The sequence below is a fragment of the Aliirhizobium sp. YIM B11859 genome, from assembly GCF_057163345.1.
On the sequence record NZ_JBXHAY010000006.1, the window covers coordinates 172,462 to 196,970 of the forward strand.

General features: G+C 59.2%; 21 protein-coding genes. 13 read left to right on the forward strand and 8 right to left on the reverse strand.

The features are described 5' to 3' along the window. Positions 1-1,098, forward strand: a complete 1,098-nt coding sequence (locus AC2GXZ_RS22265) for a hypothetical protein (RefSeq protein ID WP_483761404.1) — start codon at positions 1-3, stop codon at positions 1,096-1,098. A 15-nt stretch (positions 1,099-1,113) separates the two neighbouring features. Then, a complete protein-coding gene (locus tag AC2GXZ_RS22270; RefSeq protein WP_483761405.1) occupies positions 1,114-2,187 on the forward strand; it encodes a carbohydrate kinase family protein in 1,074 nt (357 codons plus the stop codon). 247 nt (positions 2,188-2,434) lie between these two features. Here AC2GXZ_RS22270 and AC2GXZ_RS22275 read toward each other — a convergent pair whose 3' ends face one another. Then, positions 2,435-4,048 (reverse strand): patatin-like phospholipase family protein, encoded by a 1,614-nt coding sequence (locus AC2GXZ_RS22275; protein ID WP_483761406.1) that lies wholly within the window; start codon positions 4,046-4,048, stop codon positions 2,435-2,437. A gap of 320 nt (positions 4,049-4,368) precedes the next feature. Continuing rightward, a complete protein-coding gene (locus AC2GXZ_RS22280) occupies positions 4,369-4,950 on the reverse strand; it encodes a TetR/AcrR family transcriptional regulator (RefSeq protein ID WP_483761407.1) in 582 nt (193 codons plus the stop codon). A 269-nt stretch (positions 4,951-5,219) separates the two neighbouring features. Between AC2GXZ_RS22280 and AC2GXZ_RS22285 the strand changes: the two genes are divergently transcribed. From AC2GXZ_RS22285 to AC2GXZ_RS22305, 5 genes are all read left to right on the forward strand, one after another. Beyond that, positions 5,220-5,963 (forward strand): SDR family NAD(P)-dependent oxidoreductase, encoded by a 744-nt coding sequence (locus AC2GXZ_RS22285; protein ID WP_483761408.1) that lies wholly within the window; start codon positions 5,220-5,222, stop codon positions 5,961-5,963. A gap of 93 nt (positions 5,964-6,056) precedes the next feature. Then, the gene (locus AC2GXZ_RS22290; RefSeq protein WP_483761409.1) at positions 6,057-7,472 is read left to right on the forward strand and encodes an MFS transporter; all 1,416 of its coding nucleotides are present in this window, start codon (positions 6,057-6,059) and stop codon (positions 7,470-7,472) included. Between the two features lie 45 nt (positions 7,473-7,517). After that, positions 7,518-7,994 (forward strand): nuclear transport factor 2 family protein, encoded by a 477-nt coding sequence (locus AC2GXZ_RS22295; RefSeq protein ID WP_483761410.1) that lies wholly within the window; start codon positions 7,518-7,520, stop codon positions 7,992-7,994. Positions 7,995-8,004: 10 nt separating this feature from the next. Then, entirely contained in the window at positions 8,005-8,733 is a 729-nt protein-coding gene (locus tag AC2GXZ_RS22300) for an SDR family oxidoreductase (protein WP_483761411.1), read from the forward strand. Between the two features lie 61 nt (positions 8,734-8,794). Continuing rightward, positions 8,795-9,526, forward strand: coding sequence for an SDR family oxidoreductase (locus tag AC2GXZ_RS22305; protein WP_483761412.1), 732 nt, complete (start codon positions 8,795-8,797; stop codon positions 9,524-9,526). Positions 9,527-9,725: 199 nt separating this feature from the next. Here AC2GXZ_RS22305 and AC2GXZ_RS22310 read toward each other — a convergent pair whose 3' ends face one another. Together AC2GXZ_RS22310 and AC2GXZ_RS22315 are read right to left on the reverse strand one after the other, a co-directional pair. Further along, complete coding sequence (locus AC2GXZ_RS22310; RefSeq protein ID WP_483761413.1) at positions 9,726-10,625, reverse strand: Abi family protein; 900 nt, start codon at positions 10,623-10,625, stop codon at positions 9,726-9,728. 549 nt (positions 10,626-11,174) lie between these two features. Beyond that, positions 11,175-12,590 (reverse strand): aldehyde dehydrogenase family protein, encoded by a 1,416-nt coding sequence (locus AC2GXZ_RS22315; protein ID WP_483761414.1) that lies wholly within the window; start codon positions 12,588-12,590, stop codon positions 11,175-11,177. Positions 12,591-12,686: 96 nt separating this feature from the next. On the opposite strand from AC2GXZ_RS22315, the gene AC2GXZ_RS22320 reads away from it, so the two are divergent. After that, positions 12,687-13,583 (forward strand): LysR family transcriptional regulator, encoded by an 897-nt coding sequence (locus AC2GXZ_RS22320; protein ID WP_483761415.1) that lies wholly within the window; start codon positions 12,687-12,689, stop codon positions 13,581-13,583. Between the two features lie 135 nt (positions 13,584-13,718). After that, entirely contained in the window at positions 13,719-15,314 is a 1,596-nt protein-coding gene (locus AC2GXZ_RS22325) for an ABC-F family ATP-binding cassette domain-containing protein (RefSeq protein WP_483761416.1), read from the forward strand. Between the two features lie 54 nt (positions 15,315-15,368). On the opposite strand, the gene AC2GXZ_RS22330 is transcribed toward AC2GXZ_RS22325, so the two are convergent. Continuing rightward, the gene (locus tag AC2GXZ_RS22330; RefSeq protein WP_483761417.1) at positions 15,369-16,127 is read right to left on the reverse strand and encodes an alpha/beta hydrolase; all 759 of its coding nucleotides are present in this window, start codon (positions 16,125-16,127) and stop codon (positions 15,369-15,371) included. Between the two features lie 40 nt (positions 16,128-16,167). After that, complete coding sequence (locus AC2GXZ_RS22335) at positions 16,168-17,937, reverse strand: cytochrome c biogenesis protein DipZ (RefSeq protein ID WP_483761418.1); 1,770 nt, start codon at positions 17,935-17,937, stop codon at positions 16,168-16,170. Between the two features lie 347 nt (positions 17,938-18,284). Between AC2GXZ_RS22335 and AC2GXZ_RS22340 the strand changes: the two genes are divergently transcribed. The 4 genes from AC2GXZ_RS22340 (at position 18,285) to AC2GXZ_RS22355 (ending at position 22,109) form a co-directional block, all read left to right on the forward strand. After that, positions 18,285-19,337: an alpha/beta fold hydrolase gene (locus AC2GXZ_RS22340; RefSeq protein ID WP_483761419.1), complete on the forward strand. Its 1,053-nt coding sequence runs from the start codon at positions 18,285-18,287 to the stop codon at positions 19,335-19,337. A gap of 124 nt (positions 19,338-19,461) precedes the next feature. Then, the gene (locus AC2GXZ_RS22345) at positions 19,462-20,202 is read left to right on the forward strand and encodes a response regulator (RefSeq protein WP_483761420.1); all 741 of its coding nucleotides are present in this window, start codon (positions 19,462-19,464) and stop codon (positions 20,200-20,202) included. After that, the gene (locus tag AC2GXZ_RS22350; RefSeq protein WP_483761421.1) at positions 20,199-21,530 is read left to right on the forward strand and encodes a sensor histidine kinase; all 1,332 of its coding nucleotides are present in this window, start codon (positions 20,199-20,201) and stop codon (positions 21,528-21,530) included. Before AC2GXZ_RS22345 ends, AC2GXZ_RS22350 begins: the two co-directional genes overlap by 4 nt. A gap of 162 nt (positions 21,531-21,692) precedes the next feature. After that, complete coding sequence (locus AC2GXZ_RS22355) at positions 21,693-22,109, forward strand: organic hydroperoxide resistance protein (RefSeq protein ID WP_483761422.1); 417 nt, start codon at positions 21,693-21,695, stop codon at positions 22,107-22,109. 672 nt (positions 22,110-22,781) lie between these two features. On the opposite strand, the gene AC2GXZ_RS22360 is transcribed toward AC2GXZ_RS22355, so the two are convergent. Further along, the gene (locus AC2GXZ_RS22360) at positions 22,782-23,795 is read right to left on the reverse strand and encodes a nucleotidyl transferase AbiEii/AbiGii toxin family protein (RefSeq protein ID WP_483761423.1); all 1,014 of its coding nucleotides are present in this window, start codon (positions 23,793-23,795) and stop codon (positions 22,782-22,784) included. Further along, positions 23,788-24,381 (reverse strand): DUF6088 family protein, encoded by a 594-nt coding sequence (locus AC2GXZ_RS22365; protein WP_483761424.1) that lies wholly within the window; start codon positions 24,379-24,381, stop codon positions 23,788-23,790. Before AC2GXZ_RS22365 ends, AC2GXZ_RS22360 begins: the two co-directional genes overlap by 8 nt. Positions 24,382-24,509: the final 128 nt, after the last annotated feature.

The following is a 24,509-nucleotide window of genomic DNA, read 5'->3' on the forward strand; positions in this document are numbered from 1 at the left end:
ATGACACGCAACTGGCGTTGGGATCCGTGTATTTCACACAGCGGTGAAGCGGTTGTCGACTTTATCGGCGAATATTTTGCCGATACCAACCGTAACGTGGTCGTGATCGCTGGGGCTGGCTTCGATCCTCGTGCGAGTGTGATATCCCGAAAGCTTGCAGAGGCGGGCGCCCGTCTTCGCGGGCTGTTTCTGCAGGAAAATCGCCCGACCCCATCTCCTGCGCTCGTCGCAAGGGCACAAAAGAATATCAACGACCTGCAGGCGATCGTACCCGACCATGAGCTCGTTCCAGTCGATATTTTTGGCAGCGACCTCGCCGTAGTAGGCGGTCGTAACGTGGCGCGGTTCTTGGCGAAACAGGATTTTGAATCCGTCACCGACGTGGTCGTTGACGTCAGCGCGCTGTCCGTGGGGACGAGCTTTCCGATCATAAGACTTCTGGTGGAGTACAGTCAGCGTGGAAAGGGGCCACCCAATCTCCATTTGCTCGTGGCCCACAATCCTTCTCTGGATGGAGCGATCAAGACGATTGCCAGCGATTCTCCCGGTTATGTACATGGCTTTGTCGGCGGTCTTACGCTCAATAAGTTCGCGGGAGCGGCCAAGCTATGGCTGCCTCAACTTGCCACCGGAAAAAGGGCCGCGCTCGATCGCTTGTACGATTTCGTATCGCCACATGATACTTGCCCGATTTTGCCGTTCCCATCGATGGACCCCCGTCTTGGCGACAGCCTAGCCGAGGAGTATATGGTCGAATTGGAGAGCGCCTGGTCGGTGGATACACGTGACATTGTATATGCCGACGAACGGGATCCGCTCGATCTCTACCGCACTATCTTGCGCCTTGACGATCTGCGTAAACCCGTCTTTTCCGAGGTTGGTGGGTCAAGGCTTGTTCTTTCCCCTCTCGGTAGCAAAGTGATGGCACTTGGAGCACTGCTGGCTGCGCTCGAACGGAATTTACCAGTCGCTTACCTTGAAGCGTTAGGGTATGATTTAGAGGCATCAGTCTCGGACGCCCCAGATTCAACGCATCTGGTTCATATATGGTTGGAGGGCGACGTTTACCCGCAACCAAGGCCGCTGCTACACATATGAAAGGACGAGCGCTTCATGAAGCAGATCGTCAACAAACCCAAGATTTTTGGCACCGGACTGGTTGCCCTTGACCTTGTCATGGGCCTCGATCCCAATTCGCCCGTGCAATCCTGGGCGGGTGGTACGTGTGGAAACGTGATGGCGATAATGGCGTATCTTGGGTGGGATGCGTATCCGATTGCCAGAATGAACGGCGATCCGGCCTCGGAGCGCGTGCGCGCCGACCTTGTATCCTGGAATGTACATCTAGATTTTGCCAACAGCGCACCGACTGGCCACACGCCTATTATCATCCAACAGATGAGGCGCGGTCGGGATGGCACTCCGACGCACAGATTTCTTTGGACGTGTCCGCATTGCGGTCAGCGTTTGCCAAGTTACAGGCCGGTCACCCAGGCTGCGGTTGAGACAGTCGTTCCGAAACTCAAGAATTCCTCGGTCTTTTTTCTCGATCGATTATCGCGCGCCGCGCTGACGCTGGCTGGCGTTGCCGCGTCCGAAGGCGCTGTCGTGGTCTTCGAGCCGTCGGGTAAGACGGATGACAAGCTTTTCGCGGAAGCACTTGGCTTGGCGCACGTGATTAAATACTCAGATCAGCGTCTGGCTGAGGCTGGCGGTGCAATGTCAGAGGGAACTGCAACACTCGTCGAAATCCAGACGACTGGAGCCGACGGGCTCCGATATCGCCACCGTCTTGATGGCGAGGTATCGCAGTGGACGCAAGTCCCTGCCTTTTCCGCTCCCAGACTTGTCGATAGTTGTGGCTCTGGTGACTGGTGTACCGGTGGTTTTCTGGCGAGTGCCACAGGCGGAGGTCTGGCGGAGCTGAAGGGCCGGGGTGCTACTGGCCTGACAGATGCGCTGCGGTTTGGCCAGGCGCTTGCAGCCTGGAATTGCAGTTTTGAGGGTGCACGTGGTGGAATGTATTTAGTGGGTCGCTCCGACTTTGACAGACAGATCAAGTCAATCCTGGACGGACGTCCGACGTTGGTCGCGATTGATCCGACGATAAAGATTGGCGCATCCGTTGCTTGTCCGGCTTGCCCAGATCAGCCGCAAAAACGGCGCGATGTTCGGACGGCTGCCTGATCTTTTCGTTCCTCAGGTCTATTTGAGGAATAGGCCTGTTTTCGCGTTGCGACTTCTTACGACAGGGCGCGGATCGGAATCCACGCTAGCTTCAAACTCGCGAATTTTCTTGGCCAAGTCGGATGCTTTGCGAGCGTGATCCGTCGGCTCGGATGCGAGATATTCGGAGTACTTCGTCTTAACAGCCATTCGGATCGCAGCGCTGGAATTGCTTTTTGCACCGGTCTTTGCTGTTCGCGAAAGCATTTTAACGGCCATTGAGCAACTCCCTTTCCACAGTCTCCAAAAACTGGAACTCCTGCAATATAAGAGCTTCGAGCGTATTCAGCAACTCCTGCTGTACATCTTGGTCAAAATCAAGCTCAAGATCGCTATCGAGCGTTACAACAATTCTTGTTCGCTCATCGATATCTATGGGAACGCAAAGAACCCAACTTAAGTCCCTCCAGATTAGTTTCCGAAGCCACCGATCTTGAGGAGCTGAGAGGCTCTTGCTCCAGATCTCGGCGTCGCTTTTGGAAGCATACAAAGTCTGGCTCTCGCTCCAGGCTTGTCCTATCAGAGAGCGCTCGACGGGCAGACAGATCCGTTCATCTGAGAGATCGTCATATCCCGAACTAAACTCAAGCCTGACGGTGCGGTTTCGAGGACTGATCGGGATGCCGATTGCAATGCGCGTCTTGAACGTGGGGCCCTGCGACCCCGCCGCCATGAGGGCCGCTTTGATGATGTCATGGCATCGCAGCGCCACGCTCTCGCATTTTTCGTTTATGATCCGCGGCAATTCAATCATGCGTGCGATAAGGCTACCGTCGCAAAACGATTCCGTCTTGTGAACGATTTCCGCCGCGCGCTCACGACCGATGTCGAAATCAAGAAGGCCGAGATCGACGACGAGACGCTCTGATGTGAGACGGTCCACACCGCGCTTGTTGAGAATGCCCGATCCGAAGATCATGGTCTTGAGCGCCGATCCCAGTGTCCAACCAGGCGCCAAACGGTTTCGGCTCTCACCGTCACTGATCTCGATCGCCGCAGTCAAAGCGTCACGATCGATTGAGCGTTCGTCGTCAAAAGTCCAGGCCGGCAGGTTGGAGACCAATCCTCCATCCATATACCAGCTGCCATCGATATGACGCGGCCTGAAAACACCGGGGATAGCGATGGATGCGCAGACGGCATCTGAGACCGCCACATCTGGAGTCGTCTCGGCGGAAAATACCGTCAGCTCCTGCTTAGTAATATTGGCAGCAACGATTTTCAACGGCAAACGCCCTGCGTCAGCGAAGTTCTTAAAAGTCACTGCTTTTCCTTTCCGCCGGCCATGGTGCTTGATAGAAATCAGCTGGTCGAGACCAATTTTGACGGCATCGAGAGATACGACACCCCTCAGGAAAAACGCAGCGCAGCCTGCTACTGCAAGGAGCGTCAGGAGAAGAACCGCCAAAGCCGCTTGCGGAAAAAACCAAAAACCAACCAGCGTAAAACCAAGCAGAAGGAGCCCGAAATTCTTTAGTAGCCATCTATTGGCATGAAGGAACCGGATTGCGCGAATTTTGCGCCAGGCCGCATCGCCGAAAAGTTTCGCCGGCGTTCGCGCTGGTATATTCGTGCGCGTTGCGTCGTCGTTAACAATGTCTAGATCAAGACCGTCGAGAACATTGGCCCCAGCCCGGTCCGAAAAAAGCTCCTCGGGAGAATAGCCAGCGCAGGCAAGTGCAGCCAGAATAGCGCCAGCAGAGGTGCCTGCCAGTCCTGAGATTTCAACGTCGTGTTTGGATAAAGAGCGAAGGGCACCGACGTGGCCCAGTCCTCTGGCCCCTGCACCTTCAAAGACGCAATAAACTCTCTGTTTTTCCAACCGAAACTCCAATTTTTCCAAACGATGGAACGACAACTAAGGCCCGATGGAAACGCGCATACCGCGATAAGTTTCTATACGCGGGTACGATCACTTGCCATAGGGAGAGCCAAGCGGAAGCTGGAGAGCAATCCGAATGGCGATTGTCGATTTTGGCGATTTCATGCTCGCTAGTGGCCTAGCAGCATTGCCATAACCTACCGGGTAATGCGCGCTGGCTGCGGCCGGAGATTAAGCAGGCTCCGTATACCCTTGAAACCTTTTCGATGTGGGGGTCGAAGAATCGATTTTGTTCAAGAGCGTAATACGCAGCGGTCAGCTTAACTCGCGAAGTCGTCGTCCAGCGCGCGCCCGGCCATTTCCGCACAGTGGGTTAAACGCTCTGTCGAATAGCCGAGGCATGCATAGGAAGACAGACCACGGAGGGTCATCAATACGTAATCCGTTACCCGCTCTGGATCCTTTGCATTATGTTCACGGATGTAGCTGGCGATAATGTCGGCACCACCCTTGGCCAACTCGGCAGCCATGTTTCGCGCCGTTTCGTCGTCAGCGCGCATGCCTTCCGTGACCATGCAGCCCTTCCACTTATCGTGGCGGGTGTATTGTCCGGTCGCCCTGACAAAGAGTTTCGTCAAGGCTTCCGCTGGCTTGCTGTCCGGCGTGAGGATGTCGTCCAGAGGCAAGAAGTCTGTCTCGACATAACGCTTCATCGCCCGGTTGAACAGCTCGGCCTTGCTGCCGTAAGCGGCATAGAGACTTGGTGCGACGATACTGAGCGCGTCGCACAGGTCGGCCACACCCACGGCATCATAGCCGCGTTCATGAAAGAGACCTTGGGCGATTGCCACCCCTTCTTCCCGGTCGAAGGCCGGACGCCTCCTGCGAATTTTTGTTTCCATAGATCACCTGTTCAGCCTCTCTTTATAGCGAGCACTAGTAGAGGCGGCAAGCTCACCGAGAAAAATATATAGCGACCGCTAAATAGATGTTGCGCCACCCATCAAACGACTGTAGCTGTTTATATAGCGACCGCTAAATAGGTTGCCATCGTCATAAAGGAAACATCGATGTCATTCGAAGGAAAAGTCGCGCTCGTCACGGGCGGATCGTCAGGGATCGGTCTGGGCATTGCCAAGGAACTGGCTTCACTCGGCGCCANGAAACATCGATGTCATTCGAAGGAAAAGTCGCGCTCGTCACGGGCGGATCGTCAGGGATCGGTCTGGGCATTGCCAAGGAACTGGCTTCACTCGGCGCCAGGGTCATCATCACAGGTCGCCAGGACGCAAAGCTCGATGCTGCGGTCAAAGAGATCGGCGGCGACACCAAGGGTATCAAGGCGGACGTTTCTAATCTCCAGGAACTCGACACACTGTATGCCGCTATCAAGTCCGAATATTCGACGCTCGACATTCTCGTTGCCAATGCGGGCTTTGGAATTCTGGCTCCCTTGGGCGCTATCACCGAAGAGCAATATGACAGCATTTTCGACACGAACTTGAAGGGTGTCATCTTCACCGTGCAGAAGGCGCTGCCGTTGATGGGTTCCGGTGGCGCGATCGTGCTGATCGGGTCGACAGCCTCCATCCAGCCCGGCACGATGATGAGCGTCTACGGTGCGACGAAGGCAGGTCTCCGTAATCTGGCGAGATCCTGGATCGACGACATTCGTGGTTCCGGCATCCGGATCAACGTCGTCAGCCCTGGCCCGGTCAGAACCCAATCCCTCTACGACTTCTTCCCCGCGGAAAAGCGCGACGAGATTCTCGCGCATCTCGAGACCAAGAGCACCGTTGGCCGTCTTGGACAGCCGAAGGACATCGCCAAAGCTGTCGCCTTCCTCGCAAGCGAAGACGCTGGCTACATCAACGGCGTCGAACTGATCGTCGACGGCGGCGCATCGCAGGTCTGATGCGCTTGGGCTGAGCAAAGGCCAGCCCAATCCTTCAACACCCAAGACTTCTTGAAAAGGTGGCGCGACATGGCGACCAGCCAAGGAGGACCCTTGTCCTCGAATTCCTCCCGTCTTCGACGTGCAACAGCGCTGACGACGATCCTGACGGCTCAGCTCATGCTGACGATGGACTTCCTGATCGTGCTGGTCGCGCTGCCAAAGATCCAGACAGAGCTCGGATTTACCCCGGCCGGGCTTTCGTGGGTGCCGAACGCCTTCGCCTTGGCGTTCGGTGGCCTTCTCCTGCTTGGGGGCCGCCTCGGTGACATCTATGGCCAGGTGAAAGCCTTCAAGATTGGCATTGCTGTTTTTGTGGCGGCATCGCTCATGGGCGGTATCGCTGGAACGCCGTTTCTCCTGATCCTTGCACGTGTTCTCCAGGGTGCCGGGGCAGCTCTTGCCGAACCGAGCGTTCTCGCTCTCATCACGACGATGGCGCGTGATGAAACCGAGCGGAACCGGGGCCTCTCCCTCTTCATCTCGATTTCCTCGGTCGGAGCTTCCGTCGGGCTCATCCTTGGCGGCGCCCTGACCGACCTGCTGTCATGGCGTTGGTCGCTGCTGATCAACGTGCCGATCGGGGCTATCGTCCTCATTTTCATCGGCCGGCTTGTCAAGGAAACGGAACCGAAACCAGCGCGGCTCGACGTCGCGGGTGCGCTGACCGCGACCCTCGGATCGGTCGCGCTCGTTTATGCTTTCATCAGCGCTGCCGAGCGCGGGTGGACAGCGGCGTCGACAATCCTGTCCTTCGCCATCTCCGCTGCTCTGCTGGTGTCGTTTTTCAGGATCGAGAACTGGGCCGCGGAACCTCTCCTCGACCTGTCGCTGCTGCATAGTCGGCCTCGCGTCGGCGGACTGATCGTGATGGCGATCATCGTCGGAATGCACTTCTCGATGCTGTTTCTGATCGTGCAGTATCTGCAGCAGGTCCTCGGTTTCGCGCCACTGATAGCGGGCCTTGCCTACCTGCCGCTGACTGCCACCGTCTTTACGGTCTCGCCGTCCATGCCCCGCTTGATCGTCAGGTTCGGGCCTCGACCGCTCTTGGCCTTAGGCGAAGTGCTCGTTGCCTGTAGCTTCGTCGGCTTTGCGATACTCGACAGTGACAGCGCCTATTTCCCTGCCGTGTTCGCACCCCTCGTCATGCATGCCGTCGGCGTCGCGCTTGTCTTCACGCCCGGTACTGTCGCGATCATGGAAAACGTCCCCGCTGAACACGCGGGTGCGGCCTCGGGGCTCCTGCAGATGGACCAACAGGTGGGCGGGGCACTTGGCCTCGCAATCATCGCTGCCGTCTACGCGGGTAGCTCGGTTCCGGGTCAGTTCACGGTCGGACTTGGAACTGCATTCGCGGTTGCCGCAGTGATCTCGCTTATCGCCACTCTGGTCGCGATCCGGACGGTTCGCCCAAAGGCTCCCTCAATCGGCAATGAGGTTCCAAAACCCCAAGCCGCTCACTTTTAAACCCCGCGCGGAGCCTTCGGGCCCGCCAATCTCAAAGGAACTGTCATGACCAATACCACAGACATCATCGCACGCCTCGACGCTGAAAGCGCCATCACGCGGTTGCTCGCGACCTACACCCACCTTCTGGACGACGGAAAGTTCGATCAGGTCGGCGAACTTCTCCAGCATGCCACCATGGATATCCTCGGTGAAACGGCAAGCACCCGCGACGGCATCGAAAAGTACCTCGCAGCCGGTGTCCAGCGACATGGGGATGGTACCCCGCGGACGTGGCACCAGATTTCCAACATCATCATCGACGTCGATGCCTCGGGGGAGAAGGCGAACTCCGTCTGCTACTTCACTGTCCATCAGGAACTCGAAGGCTTCCCGCTGCAGCCGATCTGCACGGGCCGTTACGTCGATACGTTCGAAAAGCACGATGGCGAATGGCGTTTCGTATACCGCCTTCTGAAGCCGCGCCACTTTGGTGACCTGCATCATCACGTCGGCCAGCCGATCGACAAGTCGAAGGCATGATGGATCAGTCATGACCAATCAACCGACAGCGCTGATCACCGGCGCAAACAAGGGTATCGGACTGTCGATCGCCAGGGGACTGGGGGCCCTTGGATATCAGGTGTGGGTCGGATCCCGTGATGCCACGCGCGGACGCGCAGCGGTTGTCGAACTCGAGGGGGCGGGCGTCGACGCCCGTCACCTCCTGATCGATGTCGCGGATCCCGGCAGTGTCGACGCCGCAGCTATCTTCATGAACAGGCAGTTGGGATCACTCGATGTACTGGTCAACAATGCCGGAATTGCCTTGGGTTTCTCAAATCCGCCGAGCGAGCAGCCCATGGACGAGCTGAAGGCCGTCTATGAGGTCAACGTCTTCGGCCCGATCCGCGTGACACAGGCGTTTCTACCGCTTCTGAAAAAGGCCGCCGGCGCTCGCGTCGTGATGATGAGCAGCGGCCTTGGGTCGCTCGGTCTCGTCACCGATCCGACGTCTATCTATTCCACGGCAAACCTGCTCGCCTACAACTCGTCGAAGACGGCGTTGAATGCCGTGAGTGTTGCCTTTGCCAAGGAGCTCGCGCCGTTCGGTATCAAGGTCAACGCTGTCGAGCCGGGCAGCGTGGCCACCGACCTCAACGGCAACAACGGTACACTGACGCCGGATGAGGGTGCCGCAAGCGCGATCCGACTTGCGACGATTGGGGCCGACGGCCCGACGGGCGGCTTCTTCGGACACGACGGCCCGCAACCCTGGTAGCCGTTGCCTCGGCTATCAAGTCTTCAAGGCTGTCAAACGCCTGCAAAATTGAGGTTTCAAATTGAGAACTGAGAAAAAACATGCGCTGATAACCGGCGCGAACAAGGGCATTGGCTTTGCCATCGCCAAAGGGTTGGCCGAGCAAGGCATGACGGTCTGGATCGGTGCCCGAGATCCTGAGCGGGGAGAGGCGGCGGTTGCACAGCTCACGAAGGACGGCCTCGATGCCAGGTTCCTTGCGATCGACGTAGCCGACAACGTTAGCGTTCAACAAGCCGCTGCACAGCTCTCCAACAAAATCGAAGCGCTCCAGGTTCTCGTCAACAATGCCGGGATCTTGGTCGATGTCAGTACGCCACCAAGCCAGGTTTCGATGGAGGACATCAAGTCGACTTTCGAGGTTAACTTGTTCGGCCCTATCCGGGTGACCCAAGCCTTCGTTCCTCTGCTGAAGGCGGCAAGCGATGCACGAGTCGTCATGATGGGCAGTGGCGTGGGATCGCTCGCTCTCATCACCGATCCGACTTCGCTCTACTCGAGCGTCAATCTCCTCGATTACACCGCATCGAAGGTCGCGCTCAACGCCGTCACGGTTTCCTTTGCGAAGGAACTCGCGCCGTTCGGCATCAAGGTTAATGTCGTCGAGCCCGGCCATGTCCGCACGGATCTCAACAAGAATACGGGCTTCATCTCGCCCGAGGAGGGTGCCCAGACAGCAATCAAGATGGCCTTGATCGGGAGCGATGGTCCCACGGGAGGATTTTTCGGAAGCCACGGCCGCCAGCCCTGGTGATGAGCGTCGATTAACTGCACGTTGGAATTTTGAAATGCGGGCGCCAGTTTAGAAGTGGCGCTCGAATAGGACTGAACCCGTTGAGCCAAATGACTCCAGACCTGGTTGCTTCCATCTGCGGGGTCGCTGGTTCCGATCCCTTCAAGGCGCGCTCGAAAATCGGACCTATGGTAGAAGGCTATCCGCCCCTCCTGTCTAGTCAATTCCAAGCAGGGAGATTCTTCCAATTGGCCGGGAAGCCCATCGCGGCCTTGTCCGCCAGCGGGCATGAATCCACCAGTCCTGCAATCTGCTCGCGCCATTGGTTGTTCGGTGCAACGATATCCATGAGGTAGCCGAGAACTGCAATGGTATTGTAGACTCGCCCTTGTGCATTGCCATTCATAGCCAGCTTTAAGCTCGCAGGAGACGTCGGCACAATCATCTTTACCGTCACCTGCTTGTTCCAAAGTCGGCCGTGATGGGCACAAATATTGCGGATATATGTCAGGTGATGGGCGAGCGATACCAAAACCGTTTCATCCAGCCCGTAAACCTTGGCGATCGCCTGTCGATCCGGCCGGTTCTTGAGATTATTATACCACATCGAGAGTTGCCCCAACGATATCACTTCGGCTGTCATCCAGATCGGTGGGTGCTCTGGATCGTCGTATTTGTTCCTGTAATGAAGTATGAAGGTATCTTTCGACCTTTTCAGATCCTCGATCAATTTGGCGAAGGCTTGGGCATATCGATCGGGCCGGTGATAGAGACCAGGATCGAGATAGCCGTGTGGTCCGTATTTCATGGCAAGGTGATGTGCCCAGCTACCTCGCAAGGATACTTCAATCCTTTCGATCGCATCCATCACGAGGAGGCGCAGCCGCCGATCAAAAATGTAGAGCTCCAAGACTTGGTCAAAGGAGGTTCCAGCTTGAAACCCATGCGCACCACTAGCCTGTGGCGTGTCCTCCAATGGCAACCAGTAGGCCCTTAGCCGATAATAGCTTATATGCTGGAGGCAATGGGCAGCGTGGGCATAATCTGGCACAGCCATTCCCCTTGCTTCCAGCAAGGCGATTTGGTCGGGGATGGAGACGGAAGGCTTTTCGAACTTCATGCCATTTCATAGGCGGATTCGAATAGCTAGAAAACAAAAAACCCGCCGGGGTGCGCAGTTTCGGAACCGAGGTTCCGTCCGAGGCGTGGCGGGTATTGTTGAGCAACGATATGGAGCAATCCTGTTAAAAAAGCAACAATGGAACGGTAAAAAAATGTACCCATCTATGTGTGTTGCAGGCCAAGCCATTGATGCTGAATCAAGATTTCTTGCAAGCGGCGATCTGACCAAAATCGAGCGTATCCTCGGGGTTTGGCCAACGACAGGTGGCTGCTAATTGTTCGATGGAACTGTTGTCAAGCGAGAAGCCGCCTAGCACGATCTCGGCCGGCCGGGGCCATCATCATCAGCAAGATCAAGCTGCGTGAGTGGCGGCCGGGAATCACGACAATCCTTAGTACGTATCTGTTTTCAAGAGCACTCGTTCTCGATGAGCGAAGGCTGCATCAACGAGGTCTGCGGTTCGAGTCCCTTCAAGACCCAGAGAGCATCACCACGCGGGTCAACTGATCGAGCGGTGATGCTGCCGTACAAAATCGCCGTGCGGCCTTAAGCCAATACCGCCTTAGGCTCCAGAAAAGCATCCAGCCCAAAAGAGCCAAATTCGCGGCCGATGCCGGATTGCTTCATACCACCAAACGGGGCCAACGGCTCGTGGGGCGCGCCATTGATGACGACGCGGCCACAATCCAAGCGGCTAGCCAGTTTCTGCATTCGCTCCATGTCCGTGCCGTGCAGATATGCCTGAAGCCCGTAGCTCGTGTCGTTGGCGATGTGGATCGCTTCTTCCTCATCCTGGTAAGACAGGACAGAAAGCACCGGTCCGAAAATCTCCTCGCGGGCGATCCGCATATCGTTCGTCACATTCGCGAAAATCGTCGGCTGCGAAAACCAGCCATTCCTGATGCCCTGTGGGCGGCCGGGGCCACCGGCGATGAGTGCTGCTCCTTCATCGACCCCCAGTTTGATGTAGGCCTGTACCCGTTCATACTGCTTCTGACTTACCATTGGACCGATCATCACGGCCGGATCGGATGGCATACCCGGCTTGAAGGTTGCGATTTCTGCCCGCAGTCTCTCGATCATTTCGGCCTTTCTTGCTTCCGACACAAGAATGCGGGTGCCGGCAATGCAGGCCTGGCCGCTGTTCATCAGGCCAACTCGCAGGACCGTGGGAATGGTGAGGTCAAGATCCGCGTCGTCCAGAATGATATTTGGCCCCTTGCCGCCGAGTTCAAGCGTCACCCGTTTCAGGGTTTCCGCACCGGCACGCAGCACCTGCTTGCCGACGGCCGTCGAGCCGGTGAACGTCACCTTGGCAATATCCGGATGCCGGCTGAATTCCGCACCGACGACGTCGCCACGACCGTTGACGATATTGAAGACACCTTTCGGTAGGCCGGCCACATCCAGGCATTCGGTGAGCAGTTGCGTCTGGATCGCGCTCATCTCGCTCGGCTTGATGACGATCGTCGTGCCGGCTGCGATCGCGGTTGCGAGTTTGGCGCAGATGAAACCGTAATTGCTGTTCCAGGGCGTGATCGCGGCCGTTACCCCGATGGGCTGCATCGTGACCTCGGCCCGTCCGATCCGCCGCTTGAAATTGTAATCCTTGAGCACCTCGGCCATGTGCCGAAAACTGGATGCCGCATGGGCGACGGCAAAGCCGGTGAAATATTGCGGGGCGCCATATTCCATCGCCATCGCCTCGGTCAGTTCCGCATTTCGTGCGGCGACAGCGTTGCTCAGGCGTTCGAGCATGGCGATGCGCTCCTGCTTGCCTGTGCCGGCAAAGGCCGGAAAGGCACGCTTTGCCGCGGCAATCGCCGCCTGGGCATCTTCGATGTCGCCGAGACGCACCGTGCCGATCCTCTCCTCCGTCGAGGGATTGTGGAGATCGGCGATCTCCGCGCCATGCGGGGTGATGAACTGGCCGTCGATATAGATCTTGTCGATGATACGCATCGTCTTCTCCTTGAAAATGATGCGGTTAATCTGGCGGTTCCACATTGATCTGATAAGCTGGCCAATAAAGGACGATCTGATAAGGAATGGCGGACAATGCTGCGTGGGACACTGGCCGAACTCGAGGCGGTCGTTGCTGTGGCTACACATGGCGGCTTCCGCGCGGCAGCGCGTGAACTGGGCATATCCTCCTCCGCACTCAGCCAGCAGATCGCGGTTCTGGAAGCCCGCATCGGCGTGAGGCTTTTCAACAGGACCACACGCAGCGTCGTCCTGTCTTCCGCCGGTGAGCAGTTCGTGGCCGAGATCGCGCCGGCGCTGGCGGCAATCCGCAAGGCGGTCGATCTGGCGGACGAGCATCGCACCGAGCCGAGCGGCACGCTGCGGATCAACACCTCTGTCGGTGCGGCGCGCATGGTACTCAATCCGGTGCTTCTAGAGTACCGGCGGCGCCATCCGCAAATGGCGGTCGAAATCGTCACGGAGGGCGCGCTGGTCGATATCAATGCGCAGGGCTTCGATGCCGGCATTCGCATTCGCGAGACCGTGCCGCCGGATATGGTCATTCAGCCGATCAGCCGCTCTGTTCGCCCCGTGATCGTCGGCTCTCCCGGCTATTTCGAGCGGCATGGCCGGCCGAAAGTGCCGGCCGATCTGAAGAACCATGATTGCATTCGGGCGCGTATGGCGAGCGGTTCTCTCTATCACTGGGAATTCGAGCGGCACGGCGAGGCCTTCACCTTGGATGTTCCGGGCCTGCTGACGCTTGACGAGAGCGACCTGATGCTGCGGGCCGCACGGGAAGGCGCCGGCCTTGCCTATCTCAATGCGTGGCAGGTCGCCGCGGACCTTGCCGATGGCACATTGATTGAGGTTTTGGACGACTGGATCGCTCCCTATCCGGGTCTCTGCCTCTATTATCCCGGCCGGCGCCATATTCCGGCCAAGCTGCGGGCGCTGGTCGATCTGGTCAGGGAGGTCGCCTGGGATTAGCGTCGCCGTATGCCTTGAACCCACCGCTTTTACGCGTTAGATCACCATCGTCTGCAGCACCAACAGGATGGTCGACAATGGATTTCAACCCAATCGCAACGCCGCTTTGCCTTGCCATCCGGGAAAACCTTGTCCATGCCGCATTCCGTTACTCTCTCCAATCTGTCCTGGTCCACGCCTGACGGTCGTCCGCTTTTCTCCGATCTGAATATCGTCTTCGGCCCCGAACGGGCTGGGCTCGTCGGCCGCAACGGTGTCGGCAAGACGACGCTTCTGAACTTGATCGCAGGTGACTTGCCGCCGGCGTCGGGATCCGTCATGGCGCCCGCGGGCATCCACATCCTGCGCCAGAGCGTACAGGTCACGGAAGGGGACACCGTCGCCGATCTCTTCGGTGCCCGTCATGCGCTTGCCCTGCTCGGGCGCGCGCAATCCGGCACGGCAACGCTCGAGGAACTGGCCGATATCGACTGGATGCTGGAGCCGGATATCGAGGCGGCGCTGGCGCGTTTTGGCCTCTCCATTCCTTTGTCGACGTCGCTTGCGCAGCTTTCCGGCGGCCAGCGCACCCGTGCCGCACTGGCTGCCCAAGTCTATCACGCACCCGATTTCCTGATCCTCGACGAGCCGACCAACAATCTCGACCGGGACGGGCGGGCGGCGGTGATCGAGCTTCTCGCCGGCTGGCGCCACGGCGCGATCGTCGTCAGCCACGATCGGGAGCTTCTGGAGAATGTCGATGCGATCGTGGAGCTGACATCGCTCGGCATCAGCCGTTATGGCGGAAAATGGAGCCATTACCGGGAACGCAAGGCTCTTGAACTTGCCGCTGCCCGGCATGATCTGGCCGACGCGCAGAAGCGGCTCGGCGAGGTCGAGCGCAAGGCACAGGAGGCGACGGAGCGGCAGGCACGCCGTGATGGTGCAGGAAAAAGGAAGGCGGCAGAGGGTGGAATGCCGCGAATTTCGGCCGGTGGCCGTGCCATGCGCGCAGAGCAGACGGGTGGAGAGAAGGCCGCGGCCGCAAGCCGAATGGCGGGAGAGGCGAGGGCCGATGTGTCTGTTGCCCGGGACCGCCTGGAGGTTCTCGATCCCTTCAAGGTTTCGCTGCCATCCACGGGTCTTGTGGCGTCGAGGACGGTGCTGCGGCTGGAGAAGGTGACTGCGGGTTATGCAAGCGATGCCCCAGTCCTCTCCGATCTTTCGCTGACAATGACTGGTCCCGAGCGGCTTGCCGTCATCGGCTCGAACGGCACGGGCAAGACGACGCTGCTGTCCGCCATCACCGGAGGCCTGGCGCCGCTTTCAGGGTCCGTCAGGGTCGAGGTGCCATGCGCCTTTCTCGACCAGAAGGTCAGCCTGCTTCAGCCGCAGCTGTCGATCCGCGACAATTTCATGCGCCTCAATCCCGGAGCCAGCGAAAATGCCTGCCGGGCGGCTCTCGCCCGTTTCATGTTTCGTGGCGATGCCAGCCTCAGGCAAGTGGGACAATTGTCGGGTGGGCAGATGTTGCGCGCCGGCCTAGCCTGCGTCCTCGGTGGAGAAAGTCCGCCGCAACTGCTTATTCTCGACGAACCGACCAATCACCTCGATCTTGACTCCATCGCCACGGTGGAGGCGGGTCTGGTCGCCTATGACGGTGCGCTTCTGGTAGTCAGCCATGATGAGGCGTTCCTGGAGGCCATCGGCATCACCCGGCGTTTTTCACTTGGCGCGCCGCTCGGAGCGTAACAAAAGCCGCGCCCAAAAAGGCGCGGCTCAGTTTGATGGGAGATCTGTGGGTCCTTAGTGTGAAAGGGCTTTTGCCGCCTTTTCGATCACATCGGCAACTTTTTCGGGCTGAGAGGCGAAAACGGAGTGGCTTGCCGCAATCTCGGTCACGTCGCTGCGCGCACGTCTGGCCATATCGCGTTCGAGATCGGGATTGATCGAACGATCCTGGGTAGCGACGACCGTCCAGCTCTTGCGCGTCTTCCAGGCTGGCTCGCTGATCTTCGCCGCGAATGCCTGCTTGGCGGCGAAGACCTGCGATCTCGCCAGAAAATCGGCGTCCTTGTTCAGAAGGTCGCCGGCAAAGTCCCCCGCGAATGCCGTGGGGTCCAGATAGAGATATTTCCCGTCCTTCGTTTCGCGAATGTTCATTCCGCCGGCAGGCTTGGAGCTTGCCAGATCGAACAGGCTTTCCCCCTTTTCCGGCTGGAAGGCCGCCACATAAACGAGGCCTGCAACATGGGGATTGTTTCCCGCCTCGGTGATGACCATGCCGCCATAGCTGTGGCCGACGAGGAGCGACGGTCCGTCCTGAAGATCCAGCACGCGGTTGGTGGCGGCGACATCGTCTGCGAGAGAGGTGATCGGCTCCTGCACGATGGTGACGTTATAGCCCCGATCCACGAGGATTTCGGTTGCCTTGCGCCAGCCGGAGCCATCGGCAAGGGCGCCATGCACGATGACGATGTTCTTCACCTCCGCAGCCTGTGCGGCGAAGGCGATGACGCTGGTGGCAAATGCGATGGCTGCCATGGAAATGAAACGGCGGTTCATGTCGTGATCCTTTGTTGTCTGGATGGGTGAGGGAAAGGGTTCAGCCGAAGGTGAAGGCGTAGGCCTGCACGCCCGGATCGAGGAAGCGGATGCTGAAGGTTCTGGGCGTGACGTCGCCGGACTGACGGACGAGCTGGTAGAGGCGGGTGCATGTCACCGTGCCATTGCCGTCGGCATCGGTATCCGTGCCGTGGTCGGCGCCGGGAGCGTGGCCGTCGATCGTCACCTGGAAACGGACCGGCTTTTCCGAGCCGTCCGGCCCCAGCACGAGATGCAGATCGCGGGCGCTGAACCGGTAGGTGATGGCGCCGTCGCTCTTGTCGAGGGTCGCTTCTTCCGCGCCGACAGTCCAGCTGCCGGAGAGGCCCCATTCGTTGAGGTCGGGCCTGTCGATCGAATAGGTGCTGGAGGAGCCGGGACGAAGGCCTTCGTTCGAGGCAAAGCCGGTGGCCTGCCGGTAACCGATATAGGTCTCGCCGGAGCGGATATCCTTCAGGTCAGCGCTCGCTTCTGCGCCCTTTGCCTCGGGCTTGACGGGCGCAGTGGTGGCGAGGTCGCTGCCGGCTTCACGCAGCAGGTCCTGTATCGCCTGCTCGGTCCGGCCGTAATTGCCTTCGCCGAAATGGTGGTAGCGGATATTGCCCTTGGCATCGATCAGATAGCTGGCCGGCCAGTAGCTGTTATTGAAGGCACGCCAGATTCTGTAATCATTGTCGATGGCGACGGGATAGCCGATCTTGAAGTCGGAGATTGCCTTTTTGACATTGTCGATCTTTTTCTCGAAGGCAAATTCCGGCGCATGCACGCCGATCACGACGAGACCCTGATCCTTGTATTTCTCGGCCCAGGCGCGGACATACGGAATGGTGCGGATGCAGTTGATACAGGAATAGGTCCAGAAGTCGACCAGCACGACCTTGCCCTTCAGGGCTTCCGCGGAAAGCGGCGGCGAGTTCAGCCATTCCACGGCACCGCCCAGTGAAGGCGCGCGTCTTTCGACGGGAAGGTCGGCGTGAAACGGCGTGCCGTTGCCGGCGAGCATGGAATTGTCCGAGCTTGCGACCTCCATGCCGCCTTCGCCTGGCCGGGTGTGGAGACGATCGAGAACCGCCTGTTCGAAGGAGGACGTGCTGGCATAGGAAAGCTTGGCGAGGAGGCCGGTGTCGAGGCCGAGCGCGATGACGCCGACGCCTGCAATGACAGCTGCGCCAAGGACCTGACGAATACGCTCGCCGACACCCAGGGACCGCTTCAAGGCAGCAAAGATGCGCCCACCTGCCAAAAGGGCGAGGGCAAGCGATGTAGCTGCGCCCGCAGCATAGGCGACGAGGAGAACCGTGGTTTCAAGATTGGCGCCCTGCAGGGCGGCACCGGTCAGCACCAGACCGAGGATCGGCCCGGCGCAGGGCGCCCAGAGGAGACCGGTGGCGATGCCCAGAATGAGAGAGCCCGCGGCCGTGGGAACGCTGCCCGGCTTTCCGGCGGCATTCATCAGGCGGTTACCGAGCCTTACAACGGGCTGGCTCAGGATCGTGGCGATGCGGGGAGAGATGAGGCCGAGGCCGAACAGTGCAAGCAGCAGCAGCGCGGCAAGCCGGCCGAATTCATTGGCCTCGATGGCCCAGCCGCCGCCGATCGCAGCGAGCGTCGCGACGAGCGAGAATGTCGCCGCCATGCCTGCCAGCATGGGCAACGTGCTGCGCAGGAACGGTTGTCCCGCACGGGCAAAGATGAAGGGAAGGATCGGCAGGATGCAGGGGCTCAGGATGGTGAGCGCCCCTCCGAGATAGGCAATGACGAGAAGCGTCATGATCATGTCCTCTGAAGCCCTTGGTGGATCTTGGCGCCGCCGACATGGGCGTGATCGGCAACTGCGCCAATCTGGTCGGGCGCAGGTATCCGGGATGTGTCCGGCTTCAGGGAGAAATGTATCGGAGTGTAGGAGGCGTCCCCGCCACCACAATATGAAACAATCAGGCGGGCGGGACCGGCCATCTCGTCGTCTTTTCGCGCAGGCGAGGCGAGGTCTTTGTATCGAACTGTATCTCGGCGGCGTGCCGCTACACTTGCTTGCAGTTGAGCAGGTCGCAGGACATATCGACAATACATACGGGCTGTTTCTTGGGGATCGTCATCAACGCGAACCGGAGAAAACCCATGACCGATATGTTTCAGCTTCAACGCCGCCGCTTCTTTGGCCTGGCAGCCATGACCGTCGCAGCCGTCGAGCTCGGCGCCACGTCGCTGGCCAATGCTCAATCCGCCGCAGCCGGGTCATCCGGCAATTCGCAAGGCAGGCCGGGCGGCCATACGAAATTTGCTGCCCTGAAGCAGGTCGATGCCGGTGTCCTCAATATCGGATATGCAGAGGACGGCCCGGCAAATGGTCCCGTCGTCCTGCTCCTGCACGGATGGCCATACGATATCTACAGCTATGTCGATGTTGCGCCGATCCTTGCCGATGCCGGGTATCGGGTCATCATTCCCTATCTGCGCGGTTATGGCTCGACACGGTTTCTTTCTGCCGAGACGCCGCGTAATGGCCAGCAGGCCGCACTTGCGGTCGACATGATCGCGCTGATGGACGCGCTCAAGATCGAGACCGCGATCGTTGCGGGTTATGACTGGGGTGCGCGGACGGCGGATATCATGGCCGTGCTTTGGCCGCAGCGCTTCAAGGCGCTGGTGTCGGTCAGCGGCTATCTGATCGGCAGCCAGGAAGCCAATCGCGCACCGCTTGCGCCCAAGGCCGAGCTTGCCTGGTGGTACCAGTTCTATTTCGCCACCGAACGCGGCCGTGCCGGTTACGCCGCGCACACTCATGATTTTGCGCGTCTCATCTGGCAGACGGCGTCGCCGACCTGGAAGTTCGATGACGAAACCTTCAACCGCTCCGCCAGCGCATTCGACAATCCCGACCATGTCGACATCACCATTCACAATTATCGCTGGAGGCTCGGACTGGTTGCGGGCGAGGCGAAATACGATGCCTATGAGGTGCTGCTTGCCAAGGCACCGGTGGTGACCATCCCCACCATCACCATGGAGGGGGACACCAATGGCGCCCCGCATCCGGATCCATCCGCCTATGCCGCCCGGTTTTCGGGACGCTACGAACATCGCACGATCGGTGGTGGCACCGGTCACAACCTGCCGCAGGAAGCACCGGCGGAATTCGCCCGTGCGGTGCTCGACGTCGCGGAATTCTAGCCGCGGCGAATTTCCGGATACAACAGGTCGCCGCGGTGCATTTCCCGGCTTCGCGGCGACCGCATCCGGGGCTAAATGGGAATGCCTCGACACGCAGTAAATATGAGAGGATACGAAACCCGAGATGGAGCATATCGACCATATCCTGATCGTTGACGACGATCGCGAGATCCGTGAACTGGTGTCGAGCTATCTGAAGAAAAACGGCCTGCGCACCAGCGTCGCGGCCGATGGCCGGCAGATGCGCAGCTTCCTGGATGCCAATGCAGTGGATCTGATCGTGCTCGACGTTATGATGCCCGGCGATGACGGGCTGGTTCTCTGCCGCGAGCTGCGTGCCGGCAAGCACAAGGCAACGCCGGTCCTGATGCTGACCGCCCGAGACGACGAGATGGATCGTGTCATCGGTCTCGAAATGGGTGCGGACGACTATCTGCCGAAACCTTTTGCGGCGCGCGAGCTTCTGGCCCGCATCAAGGCCGTCCTCCGGCGCACGAGAATGCTGCCGCCGAACCTGCAGATCAGCGAGGCGGGCCAGATCCTGACCTTCGGAACATGGCGCCTCGATACCGTCGGCCGGCATCTGCTCGATCTCGAGGGCACGGAGATTGCCCTGAGCGGCGCGGAATATCGGCTGCTCCGCGTCTTCATCGACCACCCGCAGCGTGTTCTCAACCGCGACCAGCTTTTGAACCTGACGCAGGGCCGCGATGCGGAATTGTTCGACCGCTCGATCGATCTTCTCGTCAGCCGTGTCCGCCAGCGGCTGGGTGACGACGCGCGCGAGCCGACTTATATCAAGACGGTGCGTGCGGAAGGTTATGTCTTTGCGGTGCCGGTGGAGATTTCGGAGCCCAGGATATGACGAGCGCGGCGGCGGATAAAGCGGGCCGACGTCACGCTTTCTGGCCGGGCACCCTGCGCGCACGGCTCTTTCTGATCCTTTTTTCGGGCCTTGCGATTGCCTACGGCCTTTCCTTCAGCATCCTATTCTTCGAGCGCTATACGTCCGCGAAGGCTGTGATGCTGGGTACGCTGGAAAGTGATCTTGCAACCTCGATCGCGGTGATCGACCGGCTGCCGGCGACAGAGCGTCCGGCATGGCTTGATCGCCTCAGCCGCGGCAATTACCGGCTGGAGCTCGGAACAGGTGTATCAGGTGTTCCCGACATGTCGGGTCGTGGAGCCGAGATTGCCGCAAGGATCGAAGATGCCGCCGGGCAAAAATTCCCGCTGACGGTGGAGGCCATTCCCGGCGAGAACGGCAGGCTGCAGGGGCATCTGACACTCTCTGACGGTTCGCCGCTGACGATCGACGTGACACCGCGGGGTGTCATGCCGCTGGCCAGCTGGCTGCCTTATGTCTTTGCCGTCCAGATGCTGCTGCTCGGCTTCTGCACTTGGCTTGTCGTGCGGCAGGCATTCCGGCCGCTTGGCGATCTCGCGGCGGCGGCCGATGCGCTTGATCCGAATGCGAAGGGCAAGCCGATCAGCGAGAGCGGTCCCCGCGAAGTGGCCCATGCGGCACGGGCATTCAACTCCATGCGCGACCGGATCGCTCATCATCTTGAGGAACGGGTGCAGATCCTTGCGGCCATTTCCCACGATCTGCAGACGCCGATCGCACGCATGCGACTACGCGTCGACATGGCGGACGAAAGCCCGGAACGCGACAAGCTGGTCAGCGACTTGCGCGAGATCGAAATGCTGGTGAAGGATGGGATCGCCTATGCGCGCAGTTCGCATGGCAATGGCGAAAAGACGTCACGTATCGACCTTTCGTCCTTCATCGACAGCATTGCCTATGATTATCAGGACACGGGCAAGGCGGTGACGGTGATCGGGCTTGTGGAGGGCACGCTGACGACGAAGCCGCATGCGCTGCGACGCATCCTGACGAATGCCATCGACAACGCGGTAAAATTTGCCGGAGCGGCGGAGTTGAGTGTCGAGCGGAGAGAGGCGGGCGAAACGGTCCTGACCATCCTCGACCGCGGGCCGGGCATACCCGACGAGATGCTGGAGGCCGCCATGCAGCCTTTCGTGCGGCTGGAACAGTCCCGTAACCGCGAGACCGGTGGCACGGGACTGGGGCTTGCAATCGCCCAGCAACTGGCCACGGCTCTTGGCGGCAAGGTACGGCTTTACAACCGTGACGGCGGCGGGCTTGCCGTGGAGTTGACATTGCGATGACAGTGGGCGCTCGAGTTCCGGCTGCCATCTTTCCGATCTGCCGGGGTGATGTACGGTCTGATACACTTCACCGGTTTTCGTGAAACAGTGCAGATACTCCAAAGGGCGAAAAGGCTCCTGTCAGCGAACAGAACTGACGTGACTTAAAAAGGAGTGTTTGCCATGACGAAGATCGATACTGTTCTCTACACTGGACGAACCCACACAACCGGCGGGCGCGAAGGATTTGCACGCAGCGATGATGCCGCTCTGGACGTGGCGCTTTCTCCTCCGGGGAGCGGACGTCCCGGAACGAACCCGGAGCAGTTGTTTGCGGCCGGCTGGTCGGCCTGTTTCATCGGCGCCATGACCCGCGCTGCCGGAAAGCGGCAATTGCGACTGCCTGCGGATGTCTCCGTCGATGCGGAAGTGGATCTCGGGACGACAGAGTGCGAGTTCGTTCTCCAGGCACGCCTGAATGTCAGCCTGCCCGGCCTGGATCGGGAAACTGCGCGAGCCATCATTCATGATGCTCATCAGATTTGCCCTTATTCGAAGGCGACGCGGGGCAATATCGCTGTGGAGCTCAGTCTCGCATGACGCGCGGCCGCATTCTGACAAAGAGGCTAACGGTCGCCTTCTTCATTTTGACCGTGCTGATGACGCCTTGCCTTCTCAAGGCAACGTCGAACGAGTCTTCCGTCATCAGCGTTATCGCGGCCACCCTCACAAAATGAGGGGGGCATCTCAACCTGTCATATTTGCCTTGGGGAGCCATCGGCCATCCCCATGATGCAGGCCTGTCCGCATCAGGCCTGCATCATGCAAGCGGTTGCGAAACACGACGTCAGAGAGATTGGGCGGCCGCGTCCCCGTCCTGCGCGACAACTTGCGATATATGCTCTGTGTGCGGCAGGCGGCCAATCAGCTCCGGCAAGGATTTGTCCTCCCTCATCATGCTGACCCATCGAGAGCTAGTCTTGGCACATACCGCTTGCAGTACGTCCGGGACCTTTTACAGCGAGGGGTGTGTCGGCACATCATATCAGTGGAGTTTCAATGGCTTAATCTATCACAGGCGCGGGCCAATGGTTCATACCCGCTCAAGAGCTTAATACCCTCTACAGTCTCACACCGGCCAAGGGTGCAACGTGCCGAGCCTCTATTCGGGAAGCTTTCGCTTTCTGGAAGCGGATAGCGGTCGAAGATCATGGGTCGGCCATTGCGGGAGTTGTCATTTCAGTTGGTTTCCCGCGATCGTGGACGCTCTTCTCAGCCGCCGGCATTGGCCTTTTCTTGGATTTTTGCGCATCGCTCTAGGAGTTCGTCGAAGCTCTCGGCCTCATCGAGTAGAAGGCCGTCTTCCAGCATCCGAGCGTAGTCCTGCTCAAGAGCTGCTCTCCCTTCGCCGGCAGGTGTTAGCTTCAGCCCTCCGACCACGGCCGCTTCATAGTCAATCGGCGTTCTGTCAGCCGCTTTCTCGGCGAAAAACATCGATTTGTGCTGCGCCACTGATTTGGCCAGGTCGCGATCGGCGATTGCGCTGTCGGCGATGCCTATATCGTCAAGACGAACGATATCGTGCCAGTGGCGTGAAAAGCGCTCTCCGCGGAGCCGCTCCTGCAGGCAGAAGACGTGGATTGCCGTCGCTTTTTCCCAAAACGTGCGTTCGGCATGCATGACCCGCGGACTGGCGGTTGGAAACTCAATGCCATCCACAAGGCCTGCAGCGTCACACGAGATGTTGCGAACGCTTGCGGGTTCTCCCGTCGATCGTGCCCCGAACTCCAGCATGACGCTTGGAGCGACATAGCCGGATCCTCCGGCAACCGCTTCGTAGTCGATGAAGAGCTTGTCGGCTTCGACACGGACGGTGGCTGGAAGCGAATGGGCGCTGATCGCATCGACAACGAGCGGGCTCACGGTTTCCGATACCCAGGCCGGTAAGCGCTTTCGGACTTCGCTCGACCAGCGCTTTTCCTCACTCCTGGTTTCCGGCAATGCCTGCTCGTTTTCGCCGACGAGATCATGGGCGAGTTCGCGGATATCGTAGGTCAGATCGACATCTTCCGAAAATCTGCGGATGGCGTTGTAGGCTTTCGAGAGGGAAGTGCCGCCTTTGAAGACGAGGTGGTCACCGAGCGCCGTTCCATAGAGGGTTTGAAGCGCCCAGACGACCCATGCGTCCTTTTCCAGAAGATGGATCGGCCGCCCGGTCTTCTCAGCGGCGATCGCAAGAATATCTCTCCGATCGTCCTGGGACAGCTGCAAAAACTGTTCAGCCATAAGCGGCTTTTCCTACACTGCGGGCAAGCCAGCTGGGAAACTGCGGAGCGGCGGCAACGAGTTCGCCGAATGCCTCGGCGGAAAGCTTCCGCTTGATGCTCGGAAGTGCCTCTTCTGCCTTTTCCGGGCCGAGCCATGCCAGCGCGCGGACAGCCAGGCCGGCAGGCTTGTTCGCCAAGGCGAGCTGCCAGCGCGGTACGTGCTTCAACTCAACCGTCTGGCTACCGACTGTCATGGTTCGGCTGCGGCCGGATGTGAAATAGATGGACCGGATCGGTACCTGTGTGGACAGCCCCAGCGAGTTTGCAGCCGCAGCGCCATTCGAAACAATCACTTCGCCACGTTGATGCGCAACGGCTTCGACAGCCTGCTCGACCGTCGGCGGGCGGCTCCCAAAGCGGCTCTTGATCGCCTTGAGATAGATCCCACGACCGGCCCGAACAAGCTCGCCGCGTTCACACAGACGCGACAATGCCTGGTCAACCGCGGCACGGTTTCCCAAATGCAGGAAGGCCTTTGCGGACAGCGCCGTTCCTTCGGGCAGCTGTTCGGCATAGGCGATGATCTGTGTTGTCAGTCGTTGCATAGCAGTTCTCCTGTCAGAAATATATGCGGTTTTCTGACGGTTTGCAACGTGGTGTTTGCTGGTCAATCGTCACAACGGTATGCCGTCGCCGAGAGGTTGCGACAATCGATAGCCCTTCATCGTCACTA

Bases quoted from the DNA above. Each gene is read 5' to 3' on its own strand.
- AC2GXZ_RS22265 (WP_483761404.1), top strand. From the start codon at position 1: ATGACACGCAACTGGCGTTGGGATCCGTGTATTTCACACAGCGGTGAA.
- AC2GXZ_RS22270 (WP_483761405.1), top strand. From the start codon at position 1,114: ATGAAGCAGATCGTCAACAAACCCAAGATTTTTGGCACCGGACTGGTT.
- AC2GXZ_RS22280 (WP_483761407.1), bottom strand. From the start codon at position 4,950: ATGGAAACAAAAATTCGCAGGAGGCGTCCGGCCTTCGACCGGGAAGAA.
- AC2GXZ_RS22285 (WP_483761408.1), top strand. From the start codon at position 5,220: ATGTCATTCGAAGGAAAAGTCGCGCTCGTCACGGGCGGATCGTCAGGG.
- AC2GXZ_RS22295 (WP_483761410.1), top strand. From the start codon at position 7,518: ATGACCAATACCACAGACATCATCGCACGCCTCGACGCTGAAAGCGCC.
- AC2GXZ_RS22300 (WP_483761411.1), top strand. From the start codon at position 8,005: ATGACCAATCAACCGACAGCGCTGATCACCGGCGCAAACAAGGGTATC.
- AC2GXZ_RS22310 (WP_483761413.1), bottom strand. From the start codon at position 10,625: ATGAAGTTCGAAAAGCCTTCCGTCTCCATCCCCGACCAAATCGCCTTG.
- AC2GXZ_RS22315 (WP_483761414.1), bottom strand. From the start codon at position 12,590: ATGCGTATCATCGACAAGATCTATATCGACGGCCAGTTCATCACCCCG.
- AC2GXZ_RS22320 (WP_483761415.1), top strand. From the start codon at position 12,687: ATGCTGCGTGGGACACTGGCCGAACTCGAGGCGGTCGTTGCTGTGGCT.
- AC2GXZ_RS22325 (WP_483761416.1), top strand. From the start codon at position 13,719: ATGCCGCATTCCGTTACTCTCTCCAATCTGTCCTGGTCCACGCCTGAC.
- AC2GXZ_RS22330 (WP_483761417.1), bottom strand. From the start codon at position 16,127: ATGAACCGCCGTTTCATTTCCATGGCAGCCATCGCATTTGCCACCAGC.
- AC2GXZ_RS22335 (WP_483761418.1), bottom strand. From the start codon at position 17,937: ATGACGCTTCTCGTCATTGCCTATCTCGGAGGGGCGCTCACCATCCTG.
- AC2GXZ_RS22340 (WP_483761419.1), top strand. From the start codon at position 18,285: ATGACCGATATGTTTCAGCTTCAACGCCGCCGCTTCTTTGGCCTGGCA.
- AC2GXZ_RS22345 (WP_483761420.1), top strand. From the start codon at position 19,462: ATGGAGCATATCGACCATATCCTGATCGTTGACGACGATCGCGAGATC.
- AC2GXZ_RS22350 (WP_483761421.1), top strand. From the start codon at position 20,199: ATGACGAGCGCGGCGGCGGATAAAGCGGGCCGACGTCACGCTTTCTGG.
- AC2GXZ_RS22355 (WP_483761422.1), top strand. From the start codon at position 21,693: ATGACGAAGATCGATACTGTTCTCTACACTGGACGAACCCACACAACC.
- AC2GXZ_RS22360 (WP_483761423.1), bottom strand. From the start codon at position 23,795: ATGGCTGAACAGTTTTTGCAGCTGTCCCAGGACGATCGGAGAGATATT.
- AC2GXZ_RS22365 (WP_483761424.1), bottom strand. From the start codon at position 24,381: ATGCAACGACTGACAACACAGATCATCGCCTATGCCGAACAGCTGCCC.